The organism is Hymenobacter sp. J193 (assembly GCF_024700075.1).
In the GTDB taxonomy this organism is placed as follows: Bacteria; Bacteroidota; Bacteroidia; order Cytophagales; family Hymenobacteraceae; genus Hymenobacter.
Map to the genome: position 1 here is coordinate 3856254 of NZ_JAJONE010000001.1, position 13510 is coordinate 3869763.

Annotated in this window: 8 protein-coding genes; 3 read left to right on the forward strand and 5 right to left on the reverse strand. The window is 61.1% G+C overall.

Translation table 11 applies throughout. The annotated features are described in order from the left end of the window. Positions 1 to 37 precede the first annotated feature (37 nt). Positions 38 to 571, forward strand: a complete 534-nt coding sequence (locus LRS06_RS16930) for a metal-dependent hydrolase (protein WP_257872567.1) — start codon at positions 38 to 40, stop codon at positions 569 to 571. 59 nt (positions 572 to 630) lie between these two features. Continuing rightward, the gene (locus tag LRS06_RS16935; protein WP_257872568.1) at positions 631 to 1317 is read left to right on the forward strand and encodes a TIGR02117 family protein; all 687 of its coding nucleotides are present in this window, start codon (positions 631 to 633) and stop codon (positions 1315 to 1317) included. Positions 1318 to 1430: 113 nt separating this feature from the next. Here the strand turns inward: LRS06_RS16935 and LRS06_RS16940 are convergent, their stop codons facing one another. From LRS06_RS16940 to LRS06_RS16955, 4 genes are all read right to left on the reverse strand, one after another. Then, positions 1431 to 2948, reverse strand: a complete 1518-nt coding sequence (locus LRS06_RS16940) for an ELWxxDGT repeat protein (protein ID WP_257873425.1) — start codon at positions 2946 to 2948, stop codon at positions 1431 to 1433. Positions 2949 to 3105: 157 nt separating this feature from the next. After that, positions 3106 to 6051, reverse strand: a complete 2946-nt coding sequence (locus LRS06_RS16945; protein ID WP_257872569.1) for an IPT/TIG domain-containing protein — start codon at positions 6049 to 6051, stop codon at positions 3106 to 3108. 537 nt (positions 6052 to 6588) lie between these two features. After that, complete coding sequence (locus LRS06_RS16950) at positions 6589 to 6837, reverse strand: hypothetical protein (protein ID WP_257872570.1); 249 nt, start codon at positions 6835 to 6837, stop codon at positions 6589 to 6591. A gap of 301 nt (positions 6838 to 7138) precedes the next feature. Next, on the reverse strand, positions 7139 to 7837 hold the full coding sequence (locus LRS06_RS16955; protein ID WP_257872571.1) for a MarR family winged helix-turn-helix transcriptional regulator: 699 nt from the start codon (positions 7835 to 7837) through the stop codon (positions 7139 to 7141). Between the two features lie 111 nt (positions 7838 to 7948). On the opposite strand from LRS06_RS16955, the gene LRS06_RS16960 reads away from it, so the two are divergent. Then, the gene (locus LRS06_RS16960; protein ID WP_257872572.1) at positions 7949 to 10390 is read left to right on the forward strand and encodes a TonB-dependent receptor; all 2442 of its coding nucleotides are present in this window, start codon (positions 7949 to 7951) and stop codon (positions 10388 to 10390) included. Between the two features lie 66 nt (positions 10391 to 10456). Here the strand turns inward: LRS06_RS16960 and LRS06_RS16965 are convergent, their stop codons facing one another. After that, positions 10457 to 13279 (reverse strand): S8 family peptidase, encoded by a 2823-nt coding sequence (locus LRS06_RS16965; RefSeq protein WP_257872573.1) that lies wholly within the window; start codon positions 13277 to 13279, stop codon positions 10457 to 10459. Positions 13280 to 13510: the final 231 nt, after the last annotated feature.

Sequence of the window (13510 nt, forward strand, 5' to 3'; positions counted from 1 at the left end):
TCAAATGTACGTCGCACCGCCGTACTTGCGGCCCGCTATGCCCACCATCTTCACCCACGCTGCCGTAGCCGTTGGCCTCGGCCGCAGCCTTTCTTCCCAGCCGCGTCCTGCCGGTTTCTGGTGGCTCCTGGCCCTGTGCGCCATCCTGCCCGATTTCGACGCCATTACCTTCAAGCTGGGCATTCCCTACGCGAGCATGTGGGGTCACCGGGGCTCCACGCACTCGGTGGTGTTTGCGGTTTTGGCCGGACTTGCCTTGGCTTTGCTGGCCCCGGCGCGGCTGCGCGGTACCCTGAGCCGGGTTGAGCTGGCGGGCTGGCTGGCGGCGGCCACGGTTTCGCACCCGCTGCTGGATATGCTCACCAACGGCGGCCTGGGGGTGGCTTTGCTGGCCCCGTTCAGCGGGGAGCGGTTTTTCTGGCCCTGGCGGCCCGTGCGGGTTTCGCCAGTGGGAGCGGGCTTTTTCTCCTGGCGCGGGGTAGCCACCTTGCTAAGCGAGTTGCGCTGGCTGTGGCTGCCCACGCTGCTGGTGCTGCTGGCGGCTCGGTGGGCCCGGCGAAAAGAACGGTAACTTTCGGGCGGCTCTGCGTATGAGGGCTGATCTGTTTTATTAAAGCCCGTTTGTTCCGAATGCCGCACCCGCTGAAAAAAATACTGAAAGGCGCCGCCTGGACCGGCGGAGGCATTGTCGGCGCGGTGGTGCTCTACCTGGCCGCTTCGGCGGCACTGTCGGCGGTGCCGGTAGGAAAGCGGAGCGGGCCCGAGCCGGGCGCCATTGAAGCCTGGGTACTTTCCAACGGCGTGCATACCGACATCGTGCTGCCCGTGCGCACCGCCCAAATCGATTGGACGCAGCTGGTGCCTTACGCCCATACCCCGGCCGCCGACAGCAGCCGGCAGTACGTAGGCTTCGGATGGGGTGACAAGGGTTTTTACCTGAACACGCCTACCTGGGCCGAGCTCAAGCCCAGCACCGCCGTGCGTGCCATGTTCTGGATGAGCACCACGGCCATGCACACCACCTTCCATCACCGTCCGCAGGAAGGCCCGCACTGCGTACGCATCTACCTGACGCCCGCGGAATATGAAAAGTTGATTGGGTTCATCCGCCACAGCTTCGAGCCCGACGCGCAGGGGCGGGTGCAGCACATTGCCGGCCACAGCTACGGCCAGTACGATGCCTTTTATGAGGCCCGCCGCACCTACAACCTGTTCTATACCTGCAACACCTGGGCCAACGAGGGCTTGAAAGTAGCCAACCAGAAAGCAGCCCTCTGGACGCCCTTCGACTTCGGCATCTTCTGGCAGTACAAGTAAGCCGGCAAAAAGCACAAGCGAGGAAATTCACCTTCAGCAAGAAACGAGCAGGGCTACTACCGGAGCTTTTTTGCTCTGCGGTAGTAGCCCTGCTCGTTTGGAATGTGACTGGATTATTGCTTCAGAATATTGCCGGAGTAAAACGACTTACCATCGAAGATGCGCAGGGTATACAGGCCCGCGGGGTAAGCGCGCAGGTCGAGCTGGAGCGGGGCGTTGGTGCGCAGGGTACGTTGCTGCAGCTGCTGGCCCAAACCATTATACAGGCTGAGTTCCCACTTGCCCGGGTTCGGGCCGGGCTGAATCGTCAGAAAATCAGTGCTGGGGTTGGGGTACACTACGAAGGTGCTGGCATTGAGGGGCTGCACCGCCAGGGCCGTCAGCGCAAATTCGGCGGAGGTGCTGGTGCAGTTATCCACGGTCACCTTCACACTGTAGCGCCCATTCTGCGTGGCGGTGTAGGTGCGGGCGGTGGCGCCCGCAATAGCGGTGCCGTTGCGCACCCACTGGTTGCCCGTGCTGCTGCTGGAGGTCAGCACCATGCCTGCCGCCGTAGCAGTGCCCGCCGTAATAGTGGGCACGGGCACGTTGCACACGGCTGGCGTCACCGTAAAGTCCTGGGTGCTGGTGGCCTTGCCCGCCGGCGCTTCCACCGAGACTTTCCCGGTAGTGGCCCCGGCGGGTACCGTAGCCGTGATGCTCGTGGCGGAGTTGACTTTGACCACGGTAGCCGTGGCCTGGTTGAATTTCACCGTCGTGGTTCCCGTCAGGTTGGTGCCCGTGATGGTGACGACGGTGCCTACCGGGCCGGTAGCGGGGCTGAAGGACGCAATAGTAGGTGTGGCCGCCGGAGCCGCATCCCGCAGGTTGTACACGTACAGCTCGCGCTTGTACGTGGTGGGGTGCTCGGCCGAGAAAATCAGGTTGCCCTGGAAGTAGCTGGTATACAAAATGCCCTTAGCCGAAAAGTCAACGGCCTTGGTGCCGGCCTCGGTGCCATCCGAAACGTGCAGGGCCTGGTCGCTGTAGGAGCGCCCGCCCGTGAAGTACACCTTGTTGCCCACGGCCGTGAGGTAGTCGGGATAGGTGTCGCCCGAGCCAGGGTTCAGGTCTTTTACCAGCACGGTGCCGGCGGTCGTTCCGTCGCTTTTCCAAAGCTCGTAGCCTTTGTCGGTCTGGCCCCGGAAGTACAGGTGGTTGCGCATAGCCACCGGAATCAATCTGTCACTTACCCCGTCGCCCAGGCCAGGATTGAGGTCTTTTACCAGCTCGGCTGTAGTGCCCGTCACCTTGTACAGTTCCCAGCCCACGGTGGTGTTGCTGGCGCGGCCCATGAAGAACAGGGTGCCGTTCACGTCCGTCAGCTGCCGGATGTCGCCGTTGAAGCCACTGATGCGGGTGAGGCTATTGGCCGCGGCACCGTTGGTGCGGTACAGCACCCAGCCCGAGGTATTGCGCTCCGAGCAGGCTATGTACACATACTCACCAGCGCCCCCGAAAAGGTTGGCGTACAGGTCGGATACGCTGCTGACCAGGAAAGTGCCGGCCGCGGTGCCATCGGTGCGCCCGATGCTGTAGCCGCCGCTGCCAGGGTTGCCCTTGAAATACGCCAGGCCCCGGTAGGCAAACATCTGGTGGGGGTAAAAGTCGTAGAGCTGCTTGCTGGTCTTCGTCAGCTCATCAAACACCCACACCGTGCGGTCTTTCTCAAAAACAGCCTTGTTGTTGAGCAGCGTGTAGGTATCGTTGATGGAGCCCGTCGTGCTGAGCTCTTTCTTGGTCAGGTTCTCATCCAGGGCTACCAGCCGGCTTTTGCCCGCAGCATCGGTTTCGAAAAAGTACACGTAGCGTTCCGTCGCCCGGGCAAATTCCACGTTTAGCGGCGTGCGGATGCTGTTGCTGACGCTGATGGTGCCGGCTGCCGTGCCATCGGAGCGCCACAGCTGGGTGTTGCCATCCTCCCGCCGGCTGAAGTAGAAGCTGGTTTTTAAGCGGCACAAAGTAAGAGGTGGCGTTGTACATCGAAAGCCCCAGGGAGCCCGACGCCAGCTCGGAAGTCGGCACGATAACCGTAAAATCGTCCACGCTCTGGTGCGTAGCGGTGGGCGTGGTGACGGTAATTTTGCCGGAAGCCGCCGCCTGTGGTACAATCACGCTGATGGTAGTAGGGGAAGTGACGGTGAAGCCGAGGGAAGGCACGCCCCCGAACGATACGTCGCGGGCCCCGGTGAGGCTGCTGCCGGTCAGCACCACCACGTCGCCGGGCGCGCCGGAACCCGGAGCAAAGGCGCTGAGATAAGGCCCACCGGCCGGCGTAGCCGTCACCGTGAAGCTGGCCGCGCTGCTGGCGGTGCCGCCCGCCGTAGTCACGCTGATCTTGCCGGTGGTAGCTCCCGCCGGTACCGTCGCGGTCAGGCTGGTAGCGGATACCACGGTGAAGCTGGGCGCATTGGTGGTGTTGAACTTCACGGCCGTAGCTCCGGTGAAATTGGAGCCCGTCAGTGTCACAAGGGTACCCACCGGGCCGCTGGCCGGACTGAACGCCGTAATGGCCGGAGCCTGGGCTGTCGTCACCGTAAAGCTACCGGCGCTGGTTGCGGTGCCCTGTGAGGTCGTCACGCTGATTTTACCCGTCGAGGCGCCCGCAGGTACGGTGGCCGTAATCTGCGTAGCTGAGTTGACGGTGAAGCTCGGGGCCGCAGTGGTGTTGAACTTCACGGCCGTGGCCCCGGTAAAGCTGGTGCCCGTGAGCACCACTACGGTGCCGGCCGGGCCGCTGGCCGGGCTAAAGGAGCTGACGGCCAGCGGCGGCGCAATCAGAATATTGCCGGTGCTGGCCACAGTACCCGCTGGCGTCGTCACGCTGATTTTGCCCGTGGTGGCTCCGGTTGGTACCTTGGCGGTAATCTTCGTGGCCGAGTTGACGGTGAACGTGGTAGCCGCGGTGTTGTTGAATTTCACGGCCGTGGTGCCGGTGAAGTTGGTGCCCGTAATGGTAACCGTGCTGCCAATGGTGGTGCTGGCCGGGCTGAAGGCAGTGATAGTGGCCGCCTCAATAATGGTGAAATTCGTGGCGCTGGTGGCCGTGCCGCCCGGCGTAATCACGCTCACCTTACCGGTGGTAGCTCCTTCAGGCACCGTCACCGTAATCTTGGTGGCCGAGCTAACGGTGTGCTGCGTGGTGGTGGTTTGGTTGAACCGCACGGCCGTTGCGCCCGTGAAGTTGGTGCCGGTTAGCACCACAGTGCCGCCCCAGGGGCCGGTAGCCGGCGTCAGGGCCGTGAGGGTGGGCGCGGCCGGTACCTTGCCGTTTTCCGCAATGGGCGTGCCGTCCGACTTCCACAGCTCGCTGCCGTAGAGGCTGCCGGCCGTCGTGCGCCTGTCTGCCGCCAGCAGCACGGAGCTGCCATCCAGGGAGCCAAAGCCCAGGTCCGTGTTGATGCCACCGTGCGTGCCCTGCGCGAAATCCACCGCTATGCGAGTGCCGGCTTTGGTGAAGTTGCTGGTCCAGAGCTCCGTGCCGTGGGCGGTGTTCGGGTAGGTTTCCGTGCGGTCGGAGGCCGGAAACAGCAGCTGGGTGTTCGTAAGCAGCGTCGATTTCTGGTCGATAGTGAAGCTGATGTTGTCGCTGCGCTCGATAAGCGTAGTCGTGCCCGCCGCCGTGCCATCGGATTTCCACAGCTCATTGCCGCCGCTGAAGTATTCCAGGGAGAAAACGAGCAGCTTGGCGTTGGCCATAAACAGCCGGGGTGTTATGGACGTGGTGGCGGAAATCTGCTTGACCAGCGTCACCTTGAAATCGGGACTGATTTTCCAGAGTTCAAAGAAGTTGTTGGGGCTGACGTGACGGGTTTTGGCAAAGTAAAGGGAGCCGCCCAGCGAAGCCATCAACGGGCTGCGGCTGGTCGGGAAGGGTAGGCCAAACCCAAGCTCCTGCTTGATGTACGGGTACTGCTTGGTAACCGGGTCGATGGCCCGGATGCCGCGCATGTTGCTGCCCTCAATGGGCCGTCCCTCCGTTATCAGCACCTTGCCATTGAAATACACCATCCCACTGATGCCCGTCTGGGTTTTATCAACCACGCCCTGGTCATATAGTACTTCCGGGGCCGTGCTGTTGGTCGCGTTGTAAACCTTCCAGCCGTCCGTGAAAAAAATCCGGCTGCCTCCGGTTACGATAAAGTAGTTCAGGCCCCCGTTGATGGTGCTTTCGCCGATAATCTTCACCGGCGCCGCCTCAGTACCGTCCCAGCGGTACAGGCCGCGGATAGTAGAGAAGCCCTCAATGACGAAATACACCGCGTTGTTGAACACCGTAAGCTGCTCAATGCGGTAAATGGTAGTAGAAGTTGGGGCCGGAATCTTCTTGGTGCCATCCGTCGTGCCATCCGTCACCCATATCTCGTGCTGGTTGACTACCGCATCGTTGTAGCGGGTAAACACCAGCCGCCCGTTGAAATCGACGGCGTTCTTGGCCTCATAGGGGTCGTAGGCATCCGGGTCCTTGACCCAGGTTTTCACTAGTTGTGTGCCGGCCGCGGTGCCGTCGGTGCGGTAGAACTCCCGGGGGCCGGTGCCCCGCCGGATAAAGTATAGCTTGTTGCCGGCCTTGACAAAATTTCCGGGAAATATACCAGAGGCGCCCGGCACAATGTCCTTCACCAGGGTAGTGCCCTGGCCCAGGGCAGCCACCTGAAAAAGTGCAAAAAAGAGTAAGGGTAGAAGTTTTTTCATGAGCGGTTATATGTTGCGCGGGTACGGTGGAGAACCTAGGAACAAGGTCGCCAAACAAGCTGGTGTATCGTAGGGGCCTGTTAAAGAAAAGGGAAACGTGCTTTCGGCTGCTGGCTAAGCCATTGACTGAAAGACAAAAATAACGGTATAAGTAAAATCAACAAAATTATATGTAAGACTTGGTAGTATATCTGCTGCTACTTCACGATCCATCTTCAATGCAACTTCGCTCAGCAGCAAAAAAGGCAATGCCGAGCAACGTTGCCTTCAAGGCGTATCGTTAGCCACAATGAATACAAGGGCGCACAGCATAGGAGCGCAGCGGCTGCCGGCCACCACACTCCTCCAAGCATCACGGGCAAGTATCCTCAGCATAAAAAGGAGCCCGGATTTCATGCCGAAGCTGGTCAGGTAATCAAGCCGACCAACAGGTTAAGAAAGGGCTGAAAAAAGTTGTGCCGCGCATAGAACAGAAGACCTGTTGTATGCGCGGCAGGACAAACAAAACGGAACTGTTGCTTGATGCCCCAGTATGTGCTAATTCAGCCAGACTTCGGCCACCGAGCTAAAGCGGTGCGCGGCGAAAGCGCCGTATGGAGCCTCGGCGTAAAAGCCCAACACGTGCACCTGGGGCTGACCGGTACGGGCATTGCGCCGGTACTGCACGGGGTAAACGTGCCCAGGCTCAGGCCATTCGCCTACGTAGTCGGCAGGTCGGCAACTAGCATCAACGCACCGGGCAAACTGCTGAACGGGAACGGGTACAGGAAACTTGACTTTTGACATATCCAAAGATACGAATACTGCCGCAAACTAACAAGGTTAGATAAAGCAGTTGTACAAGAAAATTCCTATAAAACAGGCTTTTAATTTCGATTTAATACCTGGATGGTACTATTTCCAGGAGAATGTGTAAGCCAAAAACCGATACGTACGATAGAGTGCTACTGGTTGGATTTACTAAAAAAAGTGGCAAATAAACACAGGCTGCTTTTCCGACCTTTTTCTCAGGAGGTCAAACAGGGAAATCAAGCTACATAGCCGCTCAAGTCCGAAGCTCAAAGCTCCTTGTTCCGGCCGTAGAGCATCAGTTGGAAGTGGAGCCAGGCTGCGGCCCGCCTGCTGCCGGCAGCTCGGGAAAGCGACTCTGGAGCAGCTCTTCGAAGGTGCGGGAACGGTCGTAGGCGAAGATGTCGTGGTGAAAGTGGTCGAGCTTGAGCAGCAGGTACAGAAGCTGGCGCCGCTCAGCCGGCTCAAGGTTGCCGGCAATCATGTACGCTACCTGACTCATCCGGCCAAAAAGCCCAAACAGCACCTCCCGGCCGCTTTCAGTAAGGGTCAGGAGCTTACGGCGGCGGTCCGTCTGGTGGCCTTGCTCGGCAATCAGGCCTTGCTTAAGCAGGCGCTTAATGATTTCGGTGCCCGTAGGCTTCTCGTGAATGTTGCGCTCAATAACCTCCGTCTTACTTATGGGCTGGTGCCCGTACACCGTCACCAGGTAAGTGAAATCGTCGGACGTAATCAGTGGGGAGCCTGCCAGCGCCAGCCGCAGATAGGAGCGGGCATAGCGGTACATAAACGTGATAAGCTTGCCGATAACGGACTCATCGAACTCGCCAGGCTTGGCCGCCGACCGGGTTACCGGGGCCGTATCGGGCGCCGGAGCCGTACGGGCGTGCAGCCAGCTGGCAAAGGCGGCCATAGCATCGGGCTGCCCGGCGGCAGGGTGTTGAGCTTCGAAGGTTTCCGCCAGATCCAGTAGCTGACGAAAGAAGGCATAATTCATTACACAAAAATAAGGCAGCAACTGAAGCGGCAGTAAATGATACTAAAACATACAAGACATGAACATGTTTGCATGATTAAATAGTAAATGGCCTAGCTTAGATCAACCCATATGAAACTCCTTTACTTAGTGCTTTTCCTGTTGATCAGCTTCAACGGGCTGGGACAGTCGACGGGTATTCTGACCGGCGTGGTGCGCGACCGGAAAACCCAGGAAACCATTCCGGGGGCTACCATTGTGCTGGAAGGCACGAGCTTAGGCGTTTCCAGCGACGCGGAAGGCCGGTACCGGCTCAGCGAAATTCCGACGGGCAGCTACAACGTGCGGGCTACGCTGGTGGGCTACGAGCCGCTGCTGCGCGCCAACGTGGTTATTACCTCCGGCAACGCGGCCATTATCAGCCTGGAGCTGTCCGGCAGCAGCCAGCAGCTGGGCGAGGTGCAGGTAGTAGGCAGCCGCGCCATTCGGGTGGCCACGGCCGAAACGCCGCTTTCCGTGCAGCGCATCAACACCGAGGAAATCAAGAGCAACCCCGGCGGCAACTTCGATATCTCGAAGGTTATTCAGACGCTGCCGGGCGTGGGCGGGGGCGGCACGGGCGGCACCTCCGGCTTCCGCAACGACATCATCATCCGCGGCGGGGCACCCAACGAAAACGTGTATTACCTCGACGGCATTGAGGTGCCCGTCATCAACCACTTTCAGACCCAGGGCTCGGGCGGTGGGCCCACGGGCATTCTGAACGTGTCGTTTATTGAGGACGTGACCCTCAGCTCCTCAGCGTTTGAGGCCCGCTACGACAACGCCCTGTCGTCGGTGCTGCAGTTCCGGCAGCGCGACGGCAACCCCGACCGGGTGCAGGGCAACGTGCGCCTGAGCGGCACCGAGGTAGCGGGCACGCTGGAAGGCCCGCTGGCCAGGAACACCACGTTTCTGGCCTCGGCCCGGCGCTCCTACCTGCAACTGCTGTTCAAGGCCATTGACTTGCCCATCCGGCCCAACTACTGGGATTTTCAGTACAAGGTCACCACCAAACTCTCGCCCAAAACCACGCTCACGTCCCTGGGCCTGGGCGCCATCGACCACTTCGAGCTGGCCGTGCCCCGCAAGACCAGCCCCGACAAAGAATACACCCTGCGCTCCACGCCCACCATCGACCAGTGGAACTACACCGTGGGCCTGGCTTTGCGCCAACTGCTGCCCAACGGCTACCTGAACGTGGCCCTGAGCCGCACCCAGCTGGATAATAAGCTCGACCAGTTTGAGGACCGCACTACCACCGAGGAAGCCGACCGGGTGCTGCTCACGCGCTCCGGCGAAACGGAAAACAAGCTTCGCCTCGATGTAAACAAGTCGGTGGGCCGCTGGCAGTATGCCTACGGCGCGGTAGGCCAGTACGTGCAGTACGACAGCCGCTTTTTCAACCGCGTACGCAGCGAAATGCGCGATGCCCAGGGCAACCTGGTGTCGCCGCAGGTGAATGTGCGCTTCCAGACCGCTATTGACTTTGCGCGCTTTGGCACCTTCGGGCAGCTCACGCGCACCCTGCTTCCCGACGACCGGCTGACGCTTTCGGCCGGTTTGCGGGCCAATGGCAACTCCTTCACTGATGGCGGCGCTAACCTGCTGCGCACCTTGTCGCCGCGGGTTTCGGCCTCCTACGCCCTGGCCCAGCGCTGGAACCTTAATGCCTCAGTGGGACGCTACTACAAGATTCCGCCGTCCACCATCCTTGGTTTTCGGGACGAGGCGGGCCAGGCCATCAACCAGAAAGCCCGCTACATCCGCTCCGACCATTACGTGGCCGGGCTGGAGTTTCTGCCAGCCGCCACCACGCGCTTCACGCTGGAAGGCTTCTACAAGAAGTACAGCCACTATCCGGTGTCGGTACGCGACGGTATTTCGCTGGCCAACCTGGGTGGCGACTTTGCGGCCCTCGGCAACGAAGCCGTGCAAAGCACTGGCCTGGGCCGGGCCTACGGCGCCGAGCTGTTCTTTCAGCAGAAGCTGACGCGCAAAATCTTTGCGGTGGCCTCGTTTACGGCTTTCCGCTCGGAGTTTTCGGGGGTTGATGGGCAGTTCCGGCCCACGGCCTGGGACTCGCGGTTTCTGGCTTCGGCCCTGCTGGGGCGCAAGTTCAGCAAGGGCTGGGAAATGGGCTTTAAGTACCGGTTTGCGGGCGGCTCGCCCTACACGCCGTTCGACCTGGAAGCCTCCCAGGCCAGCTACCTGGCCGTGGGCCGGGGCGTGCTCGACTACTCACGCCTGAACACCGTGCGTCTGGGCAACTTTCAGCAGTTCGACTTCCGCCTCGACAAGAAGTTCAACTGGCGCCGCACCAGCATCGACCTGTTTTTGGACGTGCAGAACGCCTTCCTGATTGCCAACCCCAGCACGCCCAGCTACACCTTCCAGCGCACCGCCGATAACAGCGGCTTCCAGACCACTGACGGCCAGCCCATCCGCCCCGACGGCTCCAACGGCCTGCCCATCCTGCTGCAGGATGACGACCCGACCGTAACGCCCACCATCGGCTTTATCCTGGAGTTTTAGGCGGGCAGATTCAGTATAGTGGTCATCCTACGGGTTGATTTCATCCGGCCACCGGCATAGAACTCATCAGGGACGGATGAGCACCTTGCGCGTGAGTATGCCGCCTTTGCCTTCCAGCCGAAGCACGTAGAGTCCGGCTGCGGCGGGTAGCGCCAAACGCTGGCGCGGCTGGCCGTTCCAGGTCCAGGTGCGTACGGGGCGGCCCAGAGCATCCAGGAGCGTGAGTTGGCGGGCCGCAAAGGAAGCGGGCACTTCCACCATCAAGCTGCCGGATGCCGGATTCGGATAAACCTGCCATTGTACCACTGCCGCGGTTGAGCGCACAGGCGTAACCGTCTTGTCGTACTCCAGCCGCGCCACGTCGGCGGCGGCCTGCAGGCTGTCCAGGGAACCGGCTCCCAGAATGGCAAAAGCCACCCGCGTGGAGTCGCCGGGCGCCAGCGCGGGCAGCTCAGCGCCAACCACGTGGGAAACATCGGCGCCCGCGGGTTGCTCATTGACAGTATTTACCGCCGTGCCGCTGCTCAGCATCAGGTATTTCTCGGCATTGCTGAAGCCGTCGGCCAGCCGCACGGGGGCACCTTCCGGGGCGCTGTTATTGAGGGCGTAGGTGGAAACCGGGCCGCCGTACAGGAGCTGTACGCCCGCGTGCAGGGTAGGAGCCAGCTGGTCGTACACGTACCCAAGCTGCCGGTCCGCGTCCCAGCCGGCGGCGTTGCGGTTGTTAGCCAGCGGCAGGTCCCAATCCATGTACAATCCGGCGTACAGGGGACGAAGCGTGTCGGCGGTGGTATTGGTGAGGGTATATTCCAGCACCACGTAGTTGCGGCGCCGCTCATCGGCCCAGGCAAAGCCGCGCTGCCGCACGCTCACCCCCACGGTGGCAGTTGACAGCGTATCCCGGAAGCGGCTCATAATTTCCTGGTCGGCGCCCCGAGCTGCTCCCACGAAATGCAGTGGGCTGACGCTCATAAAATCCTTGTCAACGCTTTTGGCCTCGTTCAGAAGCCGGTCCGACACACGCTCCGGCGAGGTAGCTACCAGCAGGCCGCCAATGGATAAGAGCGAAGGGCCGTTGCGGTAGCTTACTCCCTCGCCCACGGCCGGGTTGGTAGCGTCGTAGCCGATATTGCCCTGACTGGTGACGGACACGTGCAGGTTGCCGGCCGTGAGCGTGATAAAACCCGGGTTCAGCAAAACCGGCACGAACTGATCGGAGCTATAGCCGTTGTCCGCCTCAAAGTGAAAGCGCAGAATAGCCGTGGTGGCCAGCGGTGCATCCTCCGAAACCAGCACTGTAAACGGTTCCAGCGCGTTGGCCGCTTCGCTCAGCGTGAGCATGTCGCCCAGCGGCACCGAGCCGCGCACTATCCGCACGTAGGGAGAAGCGGTGGTCAGCGAAATGCGCAGGTTGGAAACCGGGGCCAGCAGGTTCTGCAGCTCGGCCACGATGCGGGTCGTGTCTCCGGGCTGAAAGCTCGGCACGGGCTCGTAGCGCACGTTGGTGAGCTGTACGGCGTACAGCGTCGGCTCGGCCAGGGCCCGGTGCATGTTCAGGCGGCCCGTGCCCAGCTTATGCCGGTAAGCCGCATTGCCCGTGATGGTATACAGCGAATCGGCCGTCTGACGCACCCGCGCCATCACCTGCTCGGCCGAGTATTCGGGATATTGGGCGCGTACCAGCGCCACGGCTCCGGCTACCAGCGGCGTAGCCAGCGACGAGCCTCCTACCGTGGAGTAGGCGCTGTCGTGGGCGGAGCCGGTGGTCAGCATCTGCTGTCCCGGGGCCGAGATATCGACGTGGTAGCTGTAGGTATTGGTCTTTCCTTTCTGGTTGTTGGGCTCCAGCGCGGTTACCGACAGCACGTGCTCATAGCTGGCGGGGTAGAAATCCAGCTCGGCATTCGTGTTGCCGGCCGCCGCCACTATCACCACATCGTGGTTGAGCACTGCGTAGTTGATGATGTCCTGCTCGTACTGGGACTTGCCGCCCACGCCGCCCCAGGAAAGGTTGATGACCTGGCAGCCGTGGTCGGCGGCGTACACAATGGCCTCGTAGCCAGCAAACACGCCGGCGGGCGTGCTGGGGTAGATTTTGATGGGCAGGTACTTGCAGTTGAAGCCAGCCCCGGCAATGCCCTTGCCGTTGTCGGTGCGGGCGGCGGCCACGCCCGTGACCGTGATGCCGTGGCCGCGGGCCGTGCCCAGGTAAGCCGCGTCGGCGGTGGGGTCGTTGTCGTTATCGGCCATGTCCCAGCCCCGGAAGTTGTCGACGTAACCGTCCTCATCATTGTCGATGCCATCAACCGGGTCGCGGTAGTTGCGTTTTTCCTGGTCTTTCAGGTCCTGATGCGTGAACCGCGTGCCCGTGTCCAGCACCCCGATGACGATGTTGGTGTCGCCCTTGGAAATATCCCAGGCGCGGTAGGCCCGCACGTTTTTAAGGTAGTACTGCACGCTTTTGACGCGGGTAGAGTCGGCCGAGGGGTCGTTGGGCTGGTAGAGCGGCTCGCGCTGGTAGAGCGGCTCCACGTACTCCACCAGGCCCGTTTGCAGCAGCAAGGCCCGGGCTTTGGCAAAGGGCAGGTGGGCCGGATACTGGGCCTGATAGACCAGCCGCAAATCCACGACCTGCTTTTTGCGGGCCAGGGGTGCCTGCGCCTGCGGAAACTTCTGGGCAACGTTGGTGGCGCCAACCTGGCGGAGGGCTTTCTGCCAGGCCGCGCCGGAAAGACGGCGGGCGGCCGGCAAGGAAGCAGCGCCCGGCTTCAGGCGGAAAACCAGCAGGCCGGGAAGGGTAGAAGGAGCAGTCTGGGCTGTGGCCGGGCCGGCCAAAAGGCAGCCGGCCGCGCATACCACTAACCAAAAGGCAAGTAACCGTTGGAGCATAGCAGGGGGTGGGTTCGGAAGAAGGGGATATACGCTCCAGGAACGGCACGTACTGCTGTGCTATACGGGATTTTTGATGAAACAGACTGCCCGGAGGTTGATTTGTTTCAGCCTCATGTTAAGTGAGTTAGCTTCGGCGCAGTGCCAACTCGTCGGGTGTAAAAAAATCCTGCCTCAGTACCACGGTACCAAGGCAGGACTTCGTCGTAAAGCAGGCTTTGACCAGCCGGA